Annotated in this window: 18 protein-coding genes; 16 read left to right on the forward strand and 2 right to left on the reverse strand. The window is 74.6% G+C overall.

Features of this window, described 5'->3' with window-relative positions:
- Positions 1-43: 43 nt before the first annotated feature.
- The 8 genes from GXP71_RS06285 to der all read left to right on the forward strand — a co-directional run bounded on the left by GXP71_RS06285 (position 44) and on the right by der (position 7,581).
- Positions 44-910 (forward strand): ParA family protein, encoded by an 867-nt coding sequence (locus GXP71_RS06285; protein ID WP_162351957.1) that lies wholly within the window; start codon positions 44-46, stop codon positions 908-910.
- Positions 894-1,886 carry a ScpA family protein gene (locus tag GXP71_RS06290; protein WP_238402659.1) on the forward strand — a complete coding sequence of 331 codons (993 nt, stop codon included), beginning with the start codon at positions 894-896 and terminating at the stop codon, positions 1,884-1,886. Before GXP71_RS06285 ends, GXP71_RS06290 begins: the two co-directional genes overlap by 17 nt.
- Positions 1,883-2,560: an SMC-Scp complex subunit ScpB gene (gene scpB, locus GXP71_RS06295; protein ID WP_162351958.1), complete on the forward strand. Its 678-nt coding sequence runs from the start codon at positions 1,883-1,885 to the stop codon at positions 2,558-2,560. Before GXP71_RS06290 ends, scpB begins: the two co-directional genes overlap by 4 nt.
- 215 nt (positions 2,561-2,775) lie before the next feature.
- Positions 2,776-3,522, forward strand: a complete 747-nt coding sequence (locus GXP71_RS06300) for a pseudouridine synthase (RefSeq protein WP_162351959.1) — start codon at positions 2,776-2,778, stop codon at positions 3,520-3,522.
- Positions 3,519-4,628, forward strand: coding sequence for a prephenate dehydrogenase (locus GXP71_RS06305; RefSeq protein WP_162351960.1), 1,110 nt, complete (start codon positions 3,519-3,521; stop codon positions 4,626-4,628). The genes GXP71_RS06300 and GXP71_RS06305 overlap by 4 nt, the downstream gene beginning before the upstream one ends.
- Positions 4,610-5,338 (forward strand): (d)CMP kinase, encoded by a 729-nt coding sequence (cmk, locus tag GXP71_RS06310; RefSeq protein WP_162351961.1) that lies wholly within the window; start codon positions 4,610-4,612, stop codon positions 5,336-5,338. The genes GXP71_RS06305 and cmk overlap by 19 nt, the downstream gene beginning before the upstream one ends.
- Positions 5,335-6,018 (forward strand): 1-acyl-sn-glycerol-3-phosphate acyltransferase, encoded by a 684-nt coding sequence (locus GXP71_RS06315; protein ID WP_162351962.1) that lies wholly within the window; start codon positions 5,335-5,337, stop codon positions 6,016-6,018. Before cmk ends, GXP71_RS06315 begins: the two co-directional genes overlap by 4 nt.
- A 57-nt stretch (positions 6,019-6,075) precedes the next feature.
- Complete coding sequence (gene der, locus GXP71_RS06320; RefSeq protein ID WP_162351963.1) at positions 6,076-7,581, forward strand: ribosome biogenesis GTPase Der; 1,506 nt, start codon at positions 6,076-6,078, stop codon at positions 7,579-7,581.
- Positions 7,582-7,656: 75 nt separating this feature from the next.
- Here der and GXP71_RS06325 read toward each other — a convergent pair whose 3' ends face one another.
- Positions 7,657-9,570: a DUF4914 family protein gene (locus tag GXP71_RS06325; RefSeq protein WP_162351964.1), complete on the reverse strand. Its 1,914-nt coding sequence runs from the start codon at positions 9,568-9,570 to the stop codon at positions 7,657-7,659.
- A 102-nt stretch (positions 9,571-9,672) separates the two neighbouring features.
- Positions 9,673-12,810 carry a beta-phosphoglucomutase family hydrolase gene (locus tag GXP71_RS06330; RefSeq protein WP_162351965.1) on the reverse strand — a complete coding sequence of 1,046 codons (3,138 nt, stop codon included), beginning with the start codon at positions 12,808-12,810 and terminating at the stop codon, positions 9,673-9,675.
- A 179-nt stretch (positions 12,811-12,989) separates the two neighbouring features.
- Between GXP71_RS06330 and GXP71_RS06335 the strand changes: the two genes are divergently transcribed.
- The 8 genes from GXP71_RS06335 to GXP71_RS06370 all read left to right on the forward strand — a co-directional run bounded on the left by GXP71_RS06335 (position 12,990) and on the right by GXP71_RS06370 (position 20,822).
- Positions 12,990-13,634, forward strand: a complete 645-nt coding sequence (locus GXP71_RS06335; RefSeq protein WP_162351966.1) for a type IV toxin-antitoxin system AbiEi family antitoxin — start codon at positions 12,990-12,992, stop codon at positions 13,632-13,634.
- Positions 13,631-14,389 (forward strand): nucleotidyl transferase AbiEii/AbiGii toxin family protein, encoded by a 759-nt coding sequence (locus tag GXP71_RS06340; RefSeq protein ID WP_162351967.1) that lies wholly within the window; start codon positions 13,631-13,633, stop codon positions 14,387-14,389. The genes GXP71_RS06335 and GXP71_RS06340 overlap by 4 nt, the downstream gene beginning before the upstream one ends.
- A gap of 111 nt (positions 14,390-14,500) precedes the next feature.
- A complete protein-coding gene (locus tag GXP71_RS06345; protein ID WP_162351968.1) occupies positions 14,501-15,967 on the forward strand; it encodes an NAD(P)/FAD-dependent oxidoreductase in 1,467 nt (488 codons plus the stop codon).
- Positions 15,964-16,722: an SDR family oxidoreductase gene (locus GXP71_RS06350; protein ID WP_162351969.1), complete on the forward strand. Its 759-nt coding sequence runs from the start codon at positions 15,964-15,966 to the stop codon at positions 16,720-16,722. Before GXP71_RS06345 ends, GXP71_RS06350 begins: the two co-directional genes overlap by 4 nt.
- A gap of 32 nt (positions 16,723-16,754) precedes the next feature.
- Positions 16,755-17,678 (forward strand): RNA polymerase sigma factor SigJ, encoded by a 924-nt coding sequence (gene sigJ / locus GXP71_RS06355; RefSeq protein WP_162351970.1) that lies wholly within the window; start codon positions 16,755-16,757, stop codon positions 17,676-17,678.
- Positions 17,679-17,767: 89 nt separating this feature from the next.
- Positions 17,768-19,486, forward strand: coding sequence for a DUF885 domain-containing protein (locus GXP71_RS06360; protein WP_162351971.1), 1,719 nt, complete (start codon positions 17,768-17,770; stop codon positions 19,484-19,486).
- Positions 19,483-20,544, forward strand: a complete 1,062-nt coding sequence (locus tag GXP71_RS06365) for a hypothetical protein (RefSeq protein WP_238402661.1) — start codon at positions 19,483-19,485, stop codon at positions 20,542-20,544. The genes GXP71_RS06360 and GXP71_RS06365 overlap by 4 nt, the downstream gene beginning before the upstream one ends.
- A 110-nt stretch (positions 20,545-20,654) precedes the next feature.
- Positions 20,655-20,822, forward strand: coding sequence for a hypothetical protein (locus GXP71_RS06370; RefSeq protein ID WP_160142880.1), 168 nt, complete (start codon positions 20,655-20,657; stop codon positions 20,820-20,822).
- Positions 20,823-20,827: the final 5 nt, after the last annotated feature.

A 20,827-nucleotide genomic window follows, 5' to 3' on the forward strand; every position in this document is an offset into this window, starting at 1 on the left:
GTCCTCCGGTGATCGCACGCTCCGCTCGGGTAGGTTGTCCCGCGTGGTGAGCCAGGAGACGACCGAACCGCAGCTCGACGCCGTCGGACGACCGCTGCCGCTCTTCCCCGAGCCGGCCCCGCTCGCGTCGCACGGTCCGGCCCGCGTCATCGCCATGTGCAACCAGAAGGGCGGCGTCGGCAAGACGACGACCACCATCAACCTCGCGGCCGCGCTGGCCGAGTACGGGCGTCGCGTCCTGGTCGTCGACTTCGACCCGCAGGGCGCCGCCTCGGTGGGGCTCGGGGTCAACCCGCACGAGCTCGACCGCACGGTCTACAACCTGCTCATGGAGCGCGACGCGCGCATCGCCGACGCGGTGCGTCCGACGGCGACGCCGGGGCTCGACCTGCTGCCCGCGAACATCGACCTGTCGGCGGCCGAGGTGCAGCTGGTCGGCGAGGTCGCCCGCGAGTCCGTGCTCGCGCGCGTGCTCCGGCCCGTCCTCGACGACTACGACCTCGTGCTCGTCGACTGCCAGCCGTCGCTCGGGCTGCTGACCGTCAACGCGCTCACCGCGGCGCACGGCGTCGTCATCCCGCTCGAGTGCGAGTTCTTCGCGCTGCGCGGTGTCGCGCTGCTCATCGAGACGATCGAGAAGGTCCGCGACCGGCTGAACCCGCGCCTCGAGGTCGACGGCATCCTCGCGACGATGTACGACTCCCGCACGCTGCACGCGCGCGAGGTCGTCGCCCGCGTGCACGAGGCGTTCGGCGACACGCTGCTGCACACCGTGATCGGCCGCACCGTGAAGTTCCCGGACGCGACCGTCGCCGCCGAGCCCATCACCACGTACGCCCCGTCGCACGCGGGTGCGGCGGCCTACCGGCAGCTCGCACGTGAGCTCGTCGCCCGTGGCGACGCCGCCTGACGAGCGCGCGCTCCCGCCCGAGCAGTCGACCGCCGGCCCGGCGCCGGCGGGCGCGCACGGCTTCGAGGTCCACCTCGACAACTTCAGCGGGCCGTTCGACGTCCTGCTGGGGCTCATCGCCAAGCACAAGCTCGACATCACCGAGGTCGCGCTCGGGCGCGTGACCGACGAGTTCGTCGGGTACATCCGGAACCACGAGCGCGACTGGGACCTCAGCCAGGCGAGCGAGTTCCTGGTCGTCGCGGCGACGTTGCTGGACCTCAAGGCCGCGCGGCTGCTGCCGAGCGCCGAGGTCGAGGACGCCGAGGACCTCGAGCTGCTCGAGGCGCGCGACCTGCTCTTCGCCCGCCTGCTGCAGTACCGCGCGTACAAGCAGGTCGCCGGCTACCTCGCGGAGCGGTTCGCGACCGAGGGCCGCCGCTTCCCCCGGACCGTCGTGCTCGAACCGCACCTGGCCGCGCTGCTGCCCGAGCTCGTGTGGCAGGTCGGGCCCGAGGAGCTCGCGCGGCTCGCGGCGCGTGCGCTCGCCCCCAGGCCGGGGCCGCCCGCGGTCGACATCAGCCACCTGCACGCGCCCGCGGTGAGCGTGCGAGAGCAGGCCGCCGTGCTCGTCGACCGGCTGCGGCACGCGGGCGCCGCGTCGTTCCGCTCGCTGACCGCCGACGCCGACGCGACCGTCGTGGTCGTCGCCCGGTTCCTCGCGCTGCTCGAGCTGTTCCGCGAAGGTGCCGTCGCGTTCGACCAGGTCGAGGCGCTCGGCGAGCTGACCGTGCGGTGGACGGGTGCGGCCGAGGGGGACGTGCAGGTGTCCGACGACTTCGACCAGCTCGACACGACCGGGGGAGCGGTGACGTCGGACGGGACCGTGCGCGACGACGCCGCGCCCGACGACGCCGTGTCCGACGGGGCCGTGCCCGACGACGACGTGCCCGGTCCCGAGGCTCGCACCCCCGCTGACGATGGAGGTCCCGCATGACCGACGACCAGGTCGACCACGACGTCCAGGTCGACGACGTCCGGGACGTCGCGACGTCGGACGCGTCCGTGCCCGACGAGCTCGCGTTCGACGTCGAGGACCTGCCGGGCGGCGCGCTCGCGACGCTCGAGGCCGTCCTCATGGTCGCGGACGAGCCGATCCCGGCGGTGCGGCTCGCGTCCGTGCTGGCACTGCCCGTCGCCGACGTCGAGGCGCTGCTCGCCGAGCTCGTGGCCGAGTACCGCGGTGAGCGCGGTGGCCGCCCGCGCGGCTTCGAGCTGCGAGCCGTCGCCGACGGTTGGCGGATCTACTCGGCGCCCGCGTACGCGGACGTCGTCGGACGCTTCGTCGTCGACGGGCAGACCGCGCGGCTCACGCAGGCGGCGCTCGAGACCCTGGCCGTGGTCGCGTACCGCCAGCCCGTGACGCGCGGCCAGGTGTCGGCGGTGCGCGGGGTCAACGTGGACGGCGTCGTGCGGACGCTCACGGCGCGCGGGCTCGTGGCCGAGGTCGGCACCGAGCCCACGACCGGCGCGGTCCTGTACGGGACCACGGGATACTTCCTGGAGCGCATGGGGGTGTCCAGCCTGGACGAGCTGCCCCCGCTCGCCCCCTACCTGCCGGACATCGACGCGCTCGAAGGCGTCGACCAGGCGATCGGAGAGACCAGATGAGCCCGCAGGAGCGGCGTGGCGGCACGCCCGGCAAGGCGTCCGGCGGACGCGGCGGTACCGGCGGCGGCCGGCCGTCGCGCGGCGGTGGCGCCGGTGGTGCCGGTGGTGCCGGGAAGCCGGCGCGGTCCGGTGGTACGGGACGTGGTGGCGCCGGTGGTCGGGCGGCGCAGCGACCGCAGCGACCGTCCCGCCCGCGGCCGGCGCGCGAGCCCGAGGTGACGGTCGACGTGCACGACCCCGACGGCGTGCGCCTGCAGAAGGTGCTCGCGTCGGCCGGCCTGGGGTCGCGTCGCGCGTGCGAGGAGCTCATCGCGACCGGGCGTGTGACCGTCGACGGCGCGACCGTGCGGGAGCTCGGCGTGCGCGTCGACCCGGTGCGTGCGGTCATCCACGTCGACGGGCTGCGCGTGCAGCTCGACTCCTCGATCGTCACGCTCGCGCTCAACAAGCCGAAGGGCGTCGTGTCGACCATGCACGACCCGGAGGGGCGCCCGTCGATCGCGCAGTTCGTCGCGGACCGCAACGAGCGGCTGTTCCACGTCGGCCGGCTCGACGCGGAGACCGAGGGCCTGCTCCTGCTGACCAACGACGGTGAGCTCGCCAACCGGCTCTCGCACCCGTCGCACGGGGTCGCGAAGACGTACCTCGCGCATGTCGAGGGGCGCGTCCCCGGGTCGCTCGCCGGGCGGCTCACGCGCGGGATCGAGCTCGAGGACGGCCTCGTGAAGGTCGACAAGTTCCAGGTGGTCCAGACGACGCCGCAGGCCAGCCTCGTGGAGCTCGTGCTGCACGAGGGCCGCAACCGCGTCGTGCGCCGCCTGCTCGAGGAGGTCGGCCACCCCGTCACCCGGCTCGTGCGCACGCAGGTCGGTCCGATCCGGCTCGGGGACCTCAAGCCCGGCCGCACGCGCGTGCTGTCGAAGACGGAGGTCGGCTCGCTCATGACCCAGGTGGGTCTGTGAACGTCGCCACGTCGGGGCCCGTCCGGATCGTCGGGACGGGCCTGCTCGGGACGTCCGTCGGGCTCGGGCTCGCGACGCGCGGGGTCGAGGTGCTCCTGCACGACCCGTCGCGGACCGCGGTGGCGCTGGCCCGCGACGTCGGTGCCGGACGGCCGGCGTCGGCCGACGACCCCGAGCCCGTGCTCGTCGTCGTCGCGGCGCCACCCGACGTGACGTCGGACGTCGTGCTCGCCGAGCTCGAGGCGCACCCCGGCGCGGTCGTGACCGACGTCGCGAGCGTCAAGGGCTACGTGCTCGCCGAGCTGCGCGCGTCGGGCGCCGACCTGTCGCGCTACGTCGGGTCGCACCCGATGGCGGGCCGGGAGCGGTCCGGTCCCGTCGCCGCGGTGCCGGACCTGTTCCTCGGCCGCCCGTGGGTCATCGCGGACTCGGGATCGTCGCGGCCGGACGCCCTGCTGGCGGTGCGGTCGCTCGCCGTCGACCTGGGCGCGGTGCCGGTGACGATGGACGCCGACGCGCACGACGCGGCCGTCGCGGCGGTGTCGCACGTGCCGCAGGTCGTGGCGAGCCTCGTCGCGTCGCGGCTGCGGGACGTCGACGAGGTCGCGCTCGGCCTCGCGGGGCAGGGCCTGCGGGACGTCACGCGGATCGCGGGTTCGGACCCGGCGCTCTGGACGTCTATCCTCGCCGCCAACGCGGCTGCGGTCCGCGACGTGCTCGTCGACCTGCGCACCGACCTCGACGGCGTCATCCACGCGCTCGGCGGTGCCGCCGCGGCGACGGGCCCGGAGGACGTCGCACCCGGTGCGCTGTCCACGATCGCGCAGACGATCTCGGACGGGAACGCGGGTGTGGCCCGCGTGCCCGGCAAGCACGGCGGTGTGCGCCGCGACTACAGCGTCGTCACGGTGCTCGTCCCGGACGCCCCCGGCGAGCTCGCCCGCCTGCTGACGGACGTCGGCGACGCGGGCGTCAACCTGGAGGACCTGCACCTGGAGCACGCGGCGGGGCGTCCCGTCGGCATGGCGGCGATCTCGGTGCTCCCGAGCGCGGTCCCGCACCTCGAGGCGGAGCTCACGCTCCGCGGATGGAGACTGGTGAGTTGAGCACGATCCCGGCACCCTTCGTGGTCGCGATCGACGGCCCGTCCGGGTCGGGGAAGTCGAGCGTGTCGCGCGCGGTCGCACGCGCCCTCGGGCTGGCGTACGTCGACACGGGAGCGACCTACCGGGCCGCGACGTGGTGGTGCCTCGAGCAGGGGGTGCCGCTCTCGGACACGGACGCCGTCGCGGCGGCCGTCCGCACGCTGCCGCTCGACCTCGGCGTCGACCCGGACGCGCCGACCGTCGTCGTCGACGGCACCGACGTCTCCACGGACATCAGGGAGACCGCGATCTCCGCCGCCGTGAGCGCGGTCGCGACGAACCTGGAGGCGCGCGCCGAGCTGGGCCGCCGCCAGCGCGCGCTCATCGACGCGGAGCGCGAGCCGGGCTCGTTCTCGCAGGGCCGCGGCGTGGTCGCGGAGGGGCGCGACATCACGACCGTGATCGCGCCCGACGCCGACGTCCGGGTGCTGCTCACGGCGAGCGAGGAGGCGCGCCTGGCGCGGCGCGCGCTCGACGTGCACGGGACGGCGGACGCGCAGGCGGTCGAGGCGACGCGTGACCAGGTGCTGCGGCGGGACGCCGACGACTCGACGGTCGTCCAGTTCCACACCGCGGCCGACGGGGTCGTAACGGTCGACTCGTCGCACCTGGACTTCGAGCAGACGGTCGACGCGGTGCTCGCGGTCGTGGCGGCCGCGTACCGGGCGTGACCGAGCAGCGTCTGCCGTCGCCGGCCGGCCCCGCGTGGTCCCGGTGGGTCGGCCGCTTCCTCGCGCGCGGGGTGTGGGCGGCGGACGTCGTCGGTGCGGAGCGTGTGCCGCGCACGGGTCCCGTGCTGCTCGCCGCCAACCACACGGGTGTCGTCGACGGGCCGGTCCTCGTCGGTGTCGCACCACGGCCGACGCACATCCTCGTCAAGGAGGAGATGTTCCACGGGCCGGTCGGGCTGCTGCTGACCGCCGCGGGCCAGATCCCGGTGGACCGGCAGGGCGGCCGGACCGCGCTGACGACCGCGCTCGGTGTGCTGCGCCGCGGCGGCGTGGTCGGCATCTTCCCCGAGGGCAACCGCGGCCGTGGCGACGCGACGAGCGCCCGCGCCGGGATCGCGTGGCTCGCGCTCAACGGGCAGGCGCCCGTCGTGCCCGTGGCGATCCTGGGCACGCGGCGCACGGGGGAGACCGTCGGGCACGTGCCGGGGTTCCGTCGCCGGCTCGTGGTCGAGTTCGGCGAGCCCGTCGTCGTCGAGCGCGCGCCGGGCGTCTCCGGACGGGCCGCGATCGTCGCCGCGAACGAGGCGGTACGCGTCGCGCTCTCGGACCTCGTGACCCGCGCGAGCGCCCGGTCGGGGCTCGTCCTGCCGACGGACGGCCCGGACGGCGAGCCCGTCTGACCGGCGGCCCGCGCCCCGGGGTCACGGCTGCCCGCCCGACAGGGGAGAATGGTCGGCATGACGGACACCGACCCCGCCCTGGAGCTCCCTGACGAGGACGGCGACGCCCTGGAGCTTCCCGACGAGGCCGGCGACGCCGACCGCGAGCGCGCGCTGCGTGCCGGGCTCGCGGAGTACGCGCTGGAGGACGACGACCTCGCGCTGATCGACGGTCTCGACGAGGACGAGGCGGGCGGTGCGGCGGCGACCGCGCTGCCGGTGCTCGCGGTCGTGGGGCGGCCGAACGTCGGCAAGTCGACGCTGGTGAACCGGATCATCGGCCGCCGTGAGGCGGTCGTGGAGGACCAGCCGGGCGTGACGCGCGACCGCGTGAGCTACCCGGCGGAGTGGGCCGGTCGCCGCTTCACGGTGGTCGACACCGGGGGTTGGGAGGTCGACGTCGCGGGCATCGAGGCGCGTGTGGCCCAGCAGGCGGAGGTCGCGATCGCGCTGGCCGACGCGGTGCTGTTCGTGGTGGACGCGACGGTGGGTGCGACGGACACGGACGAGCAGGTCGTGCGGCTGCTGCGCCGGGCGGGCAAGCCGGTCGTGCTGTGCGCGAACAAGGTCGACGGTCCGGCGGTCGAGGCGGACGCGGCGGCGTTGTGGGCGCTCGGGCTCGGGGAGCCGTACCCGGTCTCCGCGCTGCACGGGCGCGGCACGGGTGACCTGCTCGAGGCGGCCGTCGACGCGCTGCCGGAGGTGTCGGCGCACGCCAAGCCGCTGCCCGACGGTCCGCGTCGTGTGGCGCTCGTGGGCCGCCCGAACGTGGGCAAGTCGTCGCTGCTCAACAAGGTGCTGGGCACCGAGCGTGTCGTCGTGGACGCGACCGCGGGCACGACGCGCGACCCGGTCGACGAGCTGGTCCTGCTGAAGGGCGAGCCGTGGGTGTTCGTCGACACCGCGGGCATCCGTCGGCGGGTGCACCAGACGTCGGGCCCGGACTTCTACGCGTCGCTGCGCACGCAGGCGGCGATCGAGAAGGCCGAGGTCGCGGTCGTGCTGGTCGACGCGTCGTCGACGATGACGGAGCAGGACACGCGCGTGATCTCGCAGGTCGTCGACGCGGGTCGTGCGCTGGTCATCGCGTACAACAAGTGGGACCTGATGGACGAGGACCGTCGGCCGTTCCTGGAGCGGGAGATCGAGAAGGACCTCGTGCAGGTGCAGTGGGCGCCGCGGGTCAACATCTCGGCGCGCACGGGGTGGCACACGGACCGGCTGGTGCCGGCGCTCAAGCGGTCGCTGGAGTCGTGGGACACGCGCATCTCGACGGGTCGGCTCAACGCGTTCCTGGGTGAGCTGGTCGCGGCGCACCCGCACCCGCTGCGCGGGGGGAAGCAGCCGCGCATCCTGTTCGCGACGCAGGCGTCGACGCGTCCGCCGCGGTTCGTGATCTTCACGACGGGCTTCCTGGACCCGGGGTACCGCCGGTACATCGAGCGTCGTCTGCGTGAGACGTTCGGGTTCGAGGGGACGCCGATCTCGATCTCGGTGCGCGTGCGGGAGAAGCGCCGGCGCTGAGCAGCCGGACCACGCGAGAGGCCGGCCCCGGTTCGTCGGGGGCCGGCCTCTCGCGCGTCGTGGCGTCGAGGTGCGTCAGTGCGTCGTGGGCGTGAGCGCCTCGTGCTCCTCGACGGTGCCGTCGGCCAGCACGGTCTCGATGATGCGGCGGCCCAGCGGGTCGAGGTCGGGCGTGAGGAACTGCGCGAGCTCGGACCGGAAGAACGCCGTGAGCACCGCGGCGCCCTGGTCGTAGGCGTCCTCGCCGACCTGGGACTGCAGCTCGGGCGCGAGGTAGGACGGGCGGATCGTCTGGCCGTCGATCCGCAGCTCGCGGGGCGTCCAGCCGAACAGCGGGCAGCGGGCGGGCTGGAGCGACTCGCGCCGGATGCGGGAGGTGCCGCGCCGGGCGAGGTACTCGCGCGTGAGCCACTCGGCGGCGAACCCGACGTGGTAGGAGCCGATGTGCTGGTTGGGCGTGAGGACGTACCGGGTGCGCGGTGCGGCGACGATCTGGCGGAGCAGCAGGTTGGCGGCGCCGACCTTGGTGCCTGTCGAGAACGGCCAGTACGACCCGACGCCCTCGGCGACGAGTCCGCCGTGCGCGAGCCTCTCGGTGTCGGCGGCGGACTCGCCGATGGACGGGTTCTTGTCGCCGCGCGGTGCCACGAGCCGCCACACCCAGGCGAGCGACGGCGGGACGAGGTGCATGAGGCCCATGACGCCGTAGGTGGGTGCGTCGCGCGTGCACGCGGGCATGCGGACGCCGAAGGTGCGGACGTCGACGGGCTCGGCCTCGTCGACGACGTGCCGGAACTGCGAGCGCGCGACGACGACGCGCGGGTTGGGGCACCGTGTCCCGTTCGAGTCGAGCGTGTGCTCCCACGGCAGGAGGGTGGCGTCGGGGAGGCCGCGCATGTTGTAGAAGACGAGCGGCTGGTCGGGGTGGATGACGGCGCGCTCGAGCGTGGCGTCCTGGCCGTACTCGGTGAGGTTGTCGACGCGGACGAACCAGCCGGCCTCGGCGTCGGCGACGACGAGACGCCCGTCGGTGCCCTGGATCGCGGGGTGGCAGAGGGTCATGTCGTCGGTGACGGGCGCGAGGGCGGAGGACTCGGCGAGCGTGATGGTGTCGGTCGTCCCGGTGACGACGTTGGTGCCGAGCAGGATGCGGCCGTCGTCGAGGCGGCGGAACTCCTGGCACATCTCGGACTTGCCGCCGCCGGACGCGCCCTCGTGCATGACGACCGTCTCGTTCTCGTACGGCGTCGTGACCCGCACGGCCGAGGCGTGCGCGGTGAGCCAGCCCTCCTGCTCCCCGATGTCGAGCAGCACGGAGAAGATCCCCTTCTTCGCCGACGGTCCGGGGTAGAGGTTGTACGCGAACACCTCGTGCAGCGTGGCGGACCGGTCGTGCACGACGACCTGCCGGCCCTCGAAGTGGGTGTGCCGGAACGGGGGAGCGACGTAGAGGATCGAGCGGGGGGTGAAGGGGCCGAGCTCGTCGAAGGTGACCCAGCCCTGCAGGTCGGCGAGCGTGAGGGCGAAGAACGCGGCGTTGGCCGGGACGATCGCGAGCGACGGGTAGCCGTGCACGGGGCCGCCGGCGCGGAAGGGGAGCACGACGAGGCGCTGCCCGGCGAGCCAGTCGAAGGTCTCGGTCTTCACGGGCGCGAAGTCGGCGCCGTAGACGTCGCGGTAGCGCGGCTTGTCGGTGGGCAGGTCGTCGGCGATCCGCATGCAGTCGGGGTCGCGGCGGCGCAGGTAGTCCTCGGGGTAGTTGACCGCGAGCCCGTTGGCGCAGCGGACGACGTCCGCCTCCTTGACGGGCTCGCCGTGGACGTCGTAGACCACGTCGAACCGGGGGCCGCCGTCGGGTCCGAGGGCGAGCGCGTGGAGCTCGTCGCGCGTCGCGGGGACGATGACGTCGGCCGCGTCGAGCATGTCGCGCACGGCGGCCGGGAGGCCGAGCGTCCGCAGGGCGTCAGGGGTCGTGACGTCGACTGTCATGGGAGCTCCTGTCCGAGCGCGTGCGCGGGACGCATTGCCCGCTCTTGACGCCGAGACTAGGAACGACAGGGGTGCAGCAGTAGGACCTTTGGTCCTGCGAGGTCACATGTCGCGCGTGTGGTATTCGCCCGGGAAGCTCACCGGCTCGCCGGGCTTCGCGGTGAAGGGCGTGCCGCGGTGCTGCCCGCTCACGGGCCCGCCGCTGCGCACCGTGTAGGTCACGAGGTCCTCGCACACGTCGACCTCGAGCACGGACCCGCGGATCTGCAGCGGGAACCGCATGCGGCGCGCGCGCGTCGGGAGCATCGGCGCGAACTGCGTGCCGCGCCACCGGTAGCCCGCGAACCCCTGCACGAGCGCCATCCACATGCCGCCCGCCGACGCCGCGTGCACGCCGTCGCGCAGGTTGCCCGCGCGGTCGGCGAGGTCGACCGACGCGGCGTCGACGAGGTACTCCTCGGCGGTGCGGAACTTGCCCACGTCGGCCGCCGCGATCGCCTGCATGCACTCGGACAGCGACGAGTCACCCGTCGTCAGCGGGTCGTAGTACTCGAAGATCCGGCGGCGCTCGGCCGGCGTGAACCGCTCGGGCAGCATCACGGTCGCGAGGACGACGTCGGCCTGCTTGATCACCTGGTGGCGGTAGATGACGAGCGGGTGGAAGTGCAGCAGCAGCGGGTACATCTCGGACGGGGTGCCCGCGAAGTCCCAGTGCTTCAGGCGCGTGAACGCGTCGTCCTGCAGGTGCACGCCCGCGGCCTCGTCGAACGGCACGTACATCTGCTCGGCCGCGCGTCGCCAGGTCGCGACCTCGCTGTCCAGCACGCGCAGCCCCTCGACGAGAGCCGCGTGCTCCTTCGGGTGCTCCTGCCGCATCCAGTCGAGCGTGTCGGCGGCCGCGCGCAGGTTCTCCGCGGCCATGAGGTTCGTGTAGAGGTTGTTGTCGACCACGGTCGAGTACTCGTCCGGGCCGGTGACCCTGAGGATGACGAACCGGCCGTCGTGCCGGTCGGAGAAGAAGCCGAGCCCGGCCCACATGCGCGCGGTCTCGACCAGCAGCTCCGCACCGTGGTGGACCATGAGGTCGGTGTCGCCGGTGACGGTCACGTACTGCTCGAGCGCGTAGGCCACGTCGGCGTCGATGTGGTACTGCGCGGTGCCGGCCGCGTAGTACGCCGACGCCTCCTGCCCGTTGATCGTGCGCCACGGGAAGAGGGCCCCGTCGCACCCGACCTCGCGCGCCCGGGCGCGCGCCGCGGGGAGCATCCGTACCCGGTGCATGAGCAGGCTCCGGGCGACGCGCGGCGACGTGTGGATGAGGAACGGCAGCAGGTACGCCTCGGTGTCCCAGAAGTAGTGCCCCTCGTACCCCGTGCCTGTGAGTCCCTTCGACGGCACTCCGTGACCCTCGCTGCGCCACGTCGCCTGCAGCAGCGTGAACTGGCTGAAGTGCACGGCCTGCTGACCCGCCGACGTGCCGGGCAGCTCGACCTCGCTGCGCTCCCAGAACAGGTCCGCCTCGTGCTCGTGCGCGGCGCGGACGGCGGCGTACCCGGCGTCCCGGGCGCGGTGGATCGTCATGCCGGCGCGGTTGAGCAGCTCGCCCGCGTCCTCCTCGCCGTGGTGGTAGGCGAGCCACTTCGTGACGCCGACAGGCACGCCGACCTGCGTCTCGACGTCGAACACGACGCGGGCGCGCGAGGGCTCGACCCGGGTGCCGACGTGCGTCACGCCCGGGTCGACCTCGTGGTCCACCGCGGCGGCGACCGTGAGGCCGGAATGCGTCGTGGAGTACGCGCGCACGACGCGCAGCGCGTCCGTGCGGTCCGGTCCGGGGCGCAGCGAGCGGGTGACCTGCCGGGACTGGCGCGGGTCGAGCGCGACCTCCTCGCCGACGGTGTCGGTGGGCGCGACGAGCTCGGACGACAGGACGACGCGGCCGGGCGCGTCGAGCGCGGTGATCTCGTACCGGAGCACGGCGAGGTGACGTTGGGCGAGCGACACGAGGCGTTCGCTGTGCAGGCGGAACCGTCGACCGTCGGAGAGCTGCAGGACGACCGTGCGGGTGAGGACGGCGTGCCGCATGTCGAGCGTGCGCTCGAAGTGACGGACCTCCGCGTTCTCGCACGTCACCGGCTCCTCGTCGACCAGCAGTCGCAGCGCGGTGCCGTCGGGCACGGGCAGGATGGTCTGGCCCGTCGTCGCGAACCCGTGCGCGGCCTCCGGGTAGACGATCGGCCACGTCTCGTGGAACCCGTTGAGCAGCGTCGCGGGGGAGCGGACGGGTGCGCCCTCCTCGAACGCGCCGCGGATGCCGAGGTAGCCGTTCGACAGGGCGAAGAGCGTCTCGGTCTGCTCGGTGCGGTCGGGGGTGAACGCGTGCTCGACCATGCGCCACGGGTCGGGCGGGACGTCGGTCGAGGTCGCGACGATGCGGCGGCCCGCGTCACGCAGCCGGTGGACGCGCGGGCCCGAGCGGTGCACGTCCTCGTCGGGGTCGGCGAGCAGCTCCGCGAGGTCCTGCACCACGACGTCGGCCCCGTGCGCGGCGAGCGCCTCGGCGTGGTCGTCCCGGTCGACGCCGACGACGAGCCCGAACCCGCCCGCGCGCCCGGCGGCCACGCCCGCGAGCGCGTCCTCGACGACGACCGCGCGGCGGGGGTCGACGCCCACGCGGCGGGCGCCCTCGAGGAAGCCGTCGGGGGCGGGCTTGCCGGGCAGGCCGAGCTCGAGGATCGTCTCGCCGTCGACGCGCGCGTCGAAGAGGTTGGCGATGCCGGCGTGCTGGAGGACGGCGGCGCAGTTGCGGCTGCTGGAGACGACGGCCGTCTTCAGTCCGGCCTCGCGGACCTCGCGGACCCACGCGACCGAGCCGGGGAACGCCTCGACACCGGAGCGTTCGAGCTCCTCCTCGACGAGGAGCTGCTTGCGGTTGCCGAGGCCCCACCAGGAGTCCTCCTCGGGTGGGGAGTCGGGTCCGCCGGGTGGCAGGACGATGGCGCGGGACTGGAGGAAGTCGCGGACGCCTTCCTCGCGGGTCTTGCCGTCGACGTGCGCGGCGTAGTCGACGCGGTCGTCGAAGCGGGGGGTGTGCGTGCCGTGCTCGCGGTCCCACCCGGCGAGGAAGTCGTCGAACGCGCGCTTCCAGGCGGCGGCGTGGACGGTGCGGGTGGTGGTGAGGACGCCGTCGAGGTCGAAGAGGACCGCGTCGAAGTCCTGCAGGGCGACGGGCGACGGCATCTCGGACCTCCCGTGCGAAGGCCGTCCGCGCTCGTCGGTGGCACGTCCTCGACCTCGACTGCCTCGATCCTTGGGCTGTCGGTGCCCCTCGGCAACCGCGGACGCGGGTGACCTGTGACGTCGTGAGGAACGCGACGTCAAGGTGTCGGGAAAGTAGCCTCTGAGGCTACGATGACGACATGACAGCACGGCAGCGGCCCCGCCTCGCGACGCGACCTCTGCGTGCGGTGACGCCGGCGGACCTGACGGACGCGTACACGAACCCGCGGGCGGTGCTGGCGCAGAAGGCGCGCCGCGGTGAGGTGCACAAGGTCGCGCACGGCGTGTACGTCGCGGTGCCGGACGACGCGTTCGACCCGCACCGGTGGCGGCCCGCCCTCGAGGCCGCGGCGGCCGCGGTCGCGACGACGGCCTACCCGCAGCGGCCGGTCGCGGTCGGGCTGACGGCGGCGCGGTTGCTGCGGGCGCTGCCGCGTGCGTACGCCCGGGCCACGTACGCGGTGCCGGCACGTCACGCCGACGTGCGTCTCGTGGACCGTCCGCACGGGGTCGTGGGCTTCGTGCGCCGTGACGTCGGTGCGCTGGCGACCACGACGGTGCGGACGGAGCTGGGGGACGTGCTGGTCACGACGCCCGAGCAGACGGTGCTCGACCTCGCGCTCAACCGCACGAAGGCCGACCCGGGTGCGGTGCGGGAGGCGATCACGAACCTCGCGCCGCGCCTCGACTGGGGTGCGGTCGAGGAGCTCGCGCGGGCGCAGCGCGGCGGTCCGACGGCGCTGGCGACGCTGCGCCGCATGGTCCCGGACGTCGCGGCCGCGTGAGGCTCGACCCGGGGGAGCTGTACGACGTCGCCGACGCGTTCGGCGTCGACCTCGACCAGGTGCGACGGGACCACGTCATCTCGCACGTGCTCGCGTCGATCGCCCGTCGCGAGCGCGACCGGTTCGTGTTCTACGGCGGGACGGCGCTGAGCCGGACGTGGACGCCGGACGCGCGGCTGAGCGAGGACGTCGACCTGCTGGTGCGCGGGTCGCGGGCCGAGGCGGGCCGGGCGCTGGCGGCGGCGCTGGCGGCGGACCTGGGCCCGCACGTGCCGTCGTTGTCGTGGTCGAGGCCGCCGGGGGAGGCACGGGACGCGGAGGCGGTGTTCCTGCTCGTCGGGGAGGACGTGACGATCAAGTTCCAGCTCGTCAGCGTGGCGGGGCGGCCGGCGTGGCCGACGGAGCTGGTCGACGTGGTGCAGCGGTACGGCGACGCGCCGCCGGCGCGGCTGCACGTGCCGACGCGGCCGGCGGCGGCGGCGATGAAGCTCGCGGCGTGGTCGGACCGGAGGGCGGCGCGGGACCTGTACGACCTGTGGGAGCTGCAGCGGCGGGGGTTGGTCGACGCGGACGCGGTGGCGGTGTGGACGCGTCTCGGACCGTCGTCGCGGCCGCCGGGGGCGTGGATCTTCGCGTCGGTGCCGGGCGAGCGGGACTGGCAGGACCAGCTCGGTCACCAGACGCGGCTCCGTGTGACTGCCGCGGACGCGGCGCGGGCCGTCGAGGACGCCTGGTCGCGCGCGTCCGGCGCCTGAGCAGGGGGACGGTCCGGCGCTCCTGAGCGCGCGCGACGCGCATGTGGCGCACGTCACGTCACGGACGGCACGGCTGCACGGTCGACCTACCGAGAGCGATCGGAGGTTGCTGTGCGACAGATCCTGGTGGTGGGTGGCGGCTACGCGGGCTTCTACGCGGCGTGGCGCCTGGAGAAGCGGCTGCGGCGGGGCGAGGCGGAGGTCACGCTCGTCGACCCGCGCGGCTTCATGACGTACCAGCCGTTCCTCCCGGAGGTCGCGGCCGGGTCGGTGGAGGCGCGGCACGTGGCGGTCTCGCTGCGCGCGCACCTGCGCCGGACGCGGCTCGTCACGGGGCACGTCACGGCGGTGGACCACGCGCACCGGACCGCGACGGTCCGGACCGTCGACGGCCGCGAGCGCGACCTCGGCTACGACGTGCTGGTCGTCACCGCGGGTGCCGTCACGCGGACGTTCCCGGTGCCGGGTCTGAGCGACGCGGGGATCGGTCTCAAGCACGTCGAGGAGGCCGTGGCGGTGCGCGACCGGGTGCTCACGGGGTTCGACGCGGCGGCGAACCTGCCGCCGGGGGCGGAGCGGGCGCAGCACCTGACGGTGACCGTCGTGGGGGGCGGGTTCACGGGGGTCGAGGTGTTCGGCGAGCTCCTGGCGCTGTCGCGGGACCTGCTGCGCCGCTACCCGGAGGTGGTCGCGGACGAGCTGCGGTTCCACCTCGTCGAGGCGCGCGACCGCATCCTGCCCGAGGTGACGGACGGTCCCGGGCGGTGGGTGGTGCGCCACCTGACGCGGCGCGGCGGCCTGGTGCACCTCGGTGCGCAGGTGCTGTCCGCGACGGACGGGCACGTCGTGCTGTCGACGGGCGAGGAGTGGGACACCGGGCTGCTCGTGTGGACGGCCGGGAACGCCTCGCACCCCGTCGTCGCGAACCACACGGACCTGCCGGTCGACGGACGCGGGCTCGTCGTGGTGCGGAGCGACCTGCGGGTCGGCACCGAGGACGCGCCCGTCCCGGACGCGTGGGCGGCGGGCGACAACGCCGCCGTCCCTGACCTCGCGTCGGACGTGCCGGGCGCGCTGACCGTCCCGAACGCGCAGCACGCGGTCCGGCAGGGCCGGCTGCTCGCCGACAACGTGCTGGCCGACCTGCGGGGCGGTCGCGTGCGGCGGTACCGGCACGCGAGCCTGGGCGTCGTCGCGACGCTGGGCCGCCACCACGGCGTGTTCCAGTACCGGCGCCTGGTCCTCACGGGGTGGCTCGCGTGGGCCGTGCACCGGGCGTACCACGTGCTGGCCGTCCCGACGTGGGAGCGCAAGGTCCGCGTCGCGCTGCTGTGGGCGTCCGCCGCCGTCTTCGGGCGTGACGTCGTGTCCCTGCCCGGCGTCGGCCGGCCGCGGGCCGCGTTCGTGGCGGGCGGCGACCCCGACGTGCTGGTCCCGCGCCGCCTGGCCGCCGACGGCCGGCAGCGGCCCGCCCTCGTCACGTCGTCGTCCGGACGGCACCCGTCAGCCGGTCCCACGACCACCGCACCGCCCACCGCACCACCCACCGCACCACCCACCCACAGGAGGTCAGCATGAAGATCGTCGTCATCGGCGGCACCGGCCGGATCGGCGCCCAGGTCGTCGAGCAGCTCCGCGAGCGCGGTCACGACGCCGTGCCCGCGGCACCCAGCACCGGCGTCGACACCCTGACGGGCGCCGGCGTCGCGGAGGCCCTCGCGGGGGCGGACACGGTCGTCGACGTGTCGAACTCTCCGTCGTTCGCACCGGACGACGTGCTCGCGTTCTTCACGACGTCGACGCGGACGCTGCTCGCGGCCGAGGAGGCCGCGGGCGTGCGGCACCACGTGGTGCTGTCGATCGTCGGCGCGGACCGCGCGCCCGACAGCGGCTACCTGCGGGCGAAGGTCGCGCAGGAGGAGCTCGTCACGGCCTCGCCCGTCCCGTTCACGATCCTGCGGGCGACGCAGTTCTTCGAGTTCCTCGGCGCGATCGCGGACGGCGCGACGCAGGACGGCGTGGTGCACGCGACCACGGGCGCGATCCAGCCGGTCGCTGCGCAGGACGTCGTCGCCGCCGTCGTCGACGTGACCCTCGCCGAGCCCGTCGGGGGGATCGTCGAGGTCGCCGGCCCGCAGCGGTTCCGCATGGACGAGCTGCTGCGCGCCGAGCTCGCCGCCGCCGGCGACCCGCGCGAGGTCGTGTCCGACCCCGACGCGCGCTACTTCGGCACGCTCCTCGACGCCACGACGATCGTGCCGCTCGGTGACGGCGCGCGGATCGGCGCCACGACGCTCGCCGCGTGGAAGGCCGCGCAGGCGGTGGCCCGCTGACCGCCGGGGGTCCCGGCCCTAGGGTGAGGCTCGTGCCGCACGACACCGCGCGCCCGGAGCCGGGACCCCCGTCCGTCGCGGACGACGACGTCACCGACTTCCTCGACGTCAGGCCGCAGCTGTTCGGGATCGCCTACCGCATGCTCGGCTCGGTCGAGGAGGCCGAGGACGTCGTGCAGGACGCGTGGATCCGCTGGCAGAACACGGACCGCCGCGGCGTGCAGAACCCTGCCGCGTTCCTCACGACGACCACGACGCGGCTCGCGATCAACGCCGCGACGTCCGCGCGCGCCCGCCGCGAGACGTACGTCGGGCCGTGGCTGCCCGAGCCCGTCGACACCAGCGCCGACCCCCTGCTCGGCGCGGTGCGGGCCGAGGCGCTCGACGCCGCCGTCCTCGTGCTGCTCGAGCGGCTCACGCCGACCGAGCGCGCCGCGTACGTGCTGCGCGAGGCGTTCGACTACTCCTACCGGCGGGTCGGGGAGGTCCTCGACGTGACGGAGGCGCACGCGCGGCAGCTCGTCCGGCGTGCTCGCACCGCGCTCGGCTCCGGCCGTCGCGCCCCCGCCGACCCGGCCCGGCGGCGGGAGCTCGTCACCGCGTTCCTCGCGGCCGCACGCGCCGGGAGCGTCGCGGACCTCGAACGGCTCCTCGCCGACGACGTCCACGCGCGCTCCGACGGAGGCGGGGTCGTGCACGCGGCGAAGGTCGAGATCCTGGGTCACGACCGCGTCGTCACGCTGCTCGACAACGTGATGCGCAAGTACTGGAGCGACGTGCTCTTCTCGGAGGTCGAGGTCAACGGCGGGACCGGCGTGCTCGTGCACCGCGCCGACGGCGAGGTCGGCGCCCTCGTCATGCTCGAGACGTCGGAGCGGGGGATCGAGCAGCTCATGCTCGTGCTCAACCCCGACAAGCTCCACCGGCACGGGAGGACCGCCGACGTCACGACGTGAGCGCCGCGCGACGTGCGCGTGACCGGGGAGGACCGCCGCAGGACGGCGGCACGACGGTCAGGCGACGGCGCGGGGGTTAGCGTGCGGGGATGGTTCCCGCGCTGCCGTCCCCGACCGACCCGTCCGCCCCGAACGCTCGCCAGGTCGCCGACCGCTGGGTCGACACGCTCGCCGACCTCGACCCGTCCGTCGGCACCGCGCTCGGCACCCGGCCCGACGACCGGCGCATGCCCGACCTGTCCCCGGCCGGTGCGCGCGAGCGTGCCGACGCCGCGCGCGCGGTGCTCGCCGAGCTCGACGGTGCGCAGGTCCGCGACGACGACGACCGCCGCTGCGCGACGCTCCTCCGCGAGCGCCTCACCGCGCGCCTCGCCGAGCACGACAGCGGCGAGGACCTCGCCGCGCTGCGGCCGATCGCGTCGCCCGTGCAGACCCTCCAGTCGATCTTCCTGCTCATGCCGACGGCCACCGAGCACGACTGGGACGTCGTCGCGGGACGGCTGGCGCAGGTCCCCGACGCCGCGGACGGGTTCCGCGCGACGCTCGAGGAAGGGCTGCGTCGGGGCGTGCGCAGCGCACCCCGCCAGGCCGACGCCGTGGTCGGGCAGCTCGGCGAGTGGCTCGCGGCGGCCGACGGACGGGGCTGGCACGCGGGGTTCGCCGACCGGGCGGCCGCGGCCGGCGTGCCGGCGTCGCTGCGCGCCGAGCTCGACGCGGCCGCGCGGGCCGCCGCCGCGGGTGTTGACCGGCTGCGCGGGTGGATCGCCGACGAGTACCGCCCGGCGGTCGACGACGTGCCCGACGCGGTGGGCCGCGAGCGCTACCTGCTGTCGGCGCGCCTGCACACGGGCGCTGACCTCGACCCGCAGGAGGCGTACGCGTGGGGCTGGGAGGAGCTCGCGCGCATCGAGGCGGACATGGCCGAGGAGGCCGACCGCGTGCTGCCCGGGGCGGGCCCGCAGGAGGCGCTCGCGCACCTCGACGAGCACGGCGAGGCGGTCGAGGGCGTCGAGGAGGTGCGGGCGTGGCTGCAGCGCATGATGGACGACACGATCGCCGAGCTCGACGGCACGGTCGTCGACGTCGCGGACCCGGTCCGCCGCGTCGAGGCGATGATCGCGCCTCCCGGTGCCGCGGCCGCGCCGTACTACACGCGCCCGTCGCTGGACTTCTCGCGTCCCGGGCGCACGTGGCTGCCGACGCTGGGCCGTGACCGGTTCCCGACGTGGGACCTGATCAGCACCTGGTACCACGAGGGCGTGCCCGGGCATCACCTGCAGCTCGGTCAGTGGGCGTACCGGGCGGGGGACCTGTCGGTGTTCCAGACGTCGGTCGGCTCGGTGCCCGCGACGACGGAGGGCTGGGCGCTGTACGCGGAGCGGCTCATGGACGAGCTCGGGCACCTGCGCACGCCCGGTGCGCGGCTCGGGTACCTCGACGGGCAGCGGATGCGCGCGGTCCGGGTGGTCGTCGACATCGGCATGCACCTCGGGCTCGCGGTCCCGGGGTCGCACGTGTTCCACCCGGGCGAGCGGTGGACGGCCGGCCTCGGCGAGGAGTTCTTCCGGCAGCGCAGCGGGTCGCCGGCCGCGTTCGTGCACAGCGAGATCGAGCGCTACCTCGGGTGGCCGGGCCAGGCGATCAGCTACAAGCTCGGCGAGCGTGCGTGGCTGTCGGGGCGTCGGCGCGCGCGCGAGCGGCGGGCGGCGGCGGGGGAGACGTTCGACCTGCGCGCCTGGCACACGGCCGCGCTCGGGCTGGGGTCGCTCGGCCTCGACGACCTCGAACGCGAGCTCGCGGCGCTGTGAGCACCACGTCACGCCCCGGCACGTCGTCGCCCGTGCACCTCATGCTGCGGCTCGGTCTGCCGCGCGACCCGCTCGCGACGCGCAACCTCGGCACGTTCCTCGTCGTCACCGCTCTCACGGTGCTCGTCACGCGCGCCCTGCTGGCCGCGTCCGGGTACCCGCAGCTCGGCGGCGGCGGGCTGCACGTCGCGCACGTGCTGTGGGGCGGGCTGCTCATGGCGCTCGCCTTCGTGCTGCTCCTGTCGTTCATGGGGCCGGTCCTGCGGCCGTTCGGCGCGATCGTCGGCGGCATCGGGTTCGGGCTGTTCGTCGACGAGGTCGGCAAGTTCGTCACGTCCGACAACGACTACTTCTACGAGCCGACCGCCGCGATCATCTACGCCACGGTCGTCGCGCTCGGGCTCGTCGCCGAGGCGCTGCACGGGCGGCGTGCGCTCGACCGGCGCGAGGCGCTGGCCGGTGCGGTCGACGACGCGGTCGCCGGAGTCGTCGGCGGGTTCACCGGGCACGCGCGTGCGCGCGCCGAGTCCCGGCTCGCCGCCGCCGGCGACGTCGCGGGGGCGAAGGAGACGCGGGCTCTGCTGCGGTCCGTGGTCGAGGACCACGAGGAGCTGCCCGACGTCGTCGAGGCCGTCTCGCGCGGTGCCGTGCGCGTCCTGCACGTGCTGGTCCGGGCCCGCTTCGTGCCGCTGCTCGCGGTGGTGCTGCTCGTGGCGACCGCGACCGTCTCCGTGATGCGCGGCCTGCTCGCGTGGGGCGACCTCGGCGGGCTGTGGTGGGTCGCCGCGGGTGCCGTCGTCAGCGGGCTCGTCGGTGCCGCGTTCGCGGTCGTCGGGCTGCTGCAGGTGCGGAGCGACGCCGTCCAGGGCTACCGCTGGTTCCGCCGGGCGGTGCTCGTGAGCCTGCTCGTCACGCAGTTCTTCCTGTTCCGGCTGTCCGAGTGGGACGCGAGCTGGGGGCTGCTCGTCGACCTGGTCGTGCTCGGCGTCGTCAGCGCGGAGCTCGAGGTGCTGCGCCGCAACCGCGAGCAGTCGGGACGGACGGACGCCGCCGCCTGACGACCCGAGCGCGGACGGCCCGGGCTGCCGACGGCACGTATCCCTCGTCGTCGACGTCCCTCCTCTCCTGACAGACGCGTCGCCGCGCGCCCTCGAGGGGGAGGTGGGTCATGGAGCTCGTCATCGGCGTCATCGTCGTCGTCGGGATCATCCTGCTGATCGGCCGGCTGGCGGACCGGATCGAGAACCGGTCGTTCGTCGGCTGGCTCGTGCTCTACCTCGTCGGCGGCGGTCTCACCATCATGCTGTTCGCCGGCGCGCGGTCCGTCGGCCCTTGAGGGGG

The organism is Cellulomonas sp. H30R-01 (assembly GCF_010119915.1).
Classification (GTDB): domain Bacteria; phylum Actinomycetota; class Actinomycetes; order Actinomycetales; family Cellulomonadaceae; genus Cellulomonas; species Cellulomonas algicola.

What these genes read in the sequence shown, in the direction of transcription:
- GXP71_RS06335 (WP_162351966.1), top strand. Translation starts at nt 12,990, where the DNA reads ATGACAGCACGGCAGCGGCCCCGCCTCGCGACGCGACCTCTGCGTGCG.
- GXP71_RS06370 (WP_160142880.1), top strand. Translation starts at nt 20,655, where the DNA reads ATGGAGCTCGTCATCGGCGTCATCGTCGTCGTCGGGATCATCCTGCTG.
- GXP71_RS06330 (WP_162351965.1), bottom strand. Translation starts at nt 12,810, where the DNA reads ATGCCGTCGCCCGTCGCCCTGCAGGACTTCGACGCGGTCCTCTTCGAC.
- GXP71_RS06325 (WP_162351964.1), bottom strand. Translation starts at nt 9,570, where the DNA reads ATGACAGTCGACGTCACGACCCCTGACGCCCTGCGGACGCTCGGCCTC.
- scpB (WP_162351958.1), top strand. Translation starts at nt 1,883, where the DNA reads ATGACCGACGACCAGGTCGACCACGACGTCCAGGTCGACGACGTCCGG.
- cmk (WP_162351961.1), top strand. Translation starts at nt 4,610, where the DNA reads ATGGAGACTGGTGAGTTGAGCACGATCCCGGCACCCTTCGTGGTCGCG.
- GXP71_RS06360 (WP_162351971.1), top strand. Translation starts at nt 17,768, where the DNA reads ATGGTTCCCGCGCTGCCGTCCCCGACCGACCCGTCCGCCCCGAACGCT.
- der (WP_162351963.1), top strand. Translation starts at nt 6,076, where the DNA reads ATGACGGACACCGACCCCGCCCTGGAGCTCCCTGACGAGGACGGCGAC.
- GXP71_RS06350 (WP_162351969.1), top strand. Translation starts at nt 15,964, where the DNA reads ATGAAGATCGTCGTCATCGGCGGCACCGGCCGGATCGGCGCCCAGGTC.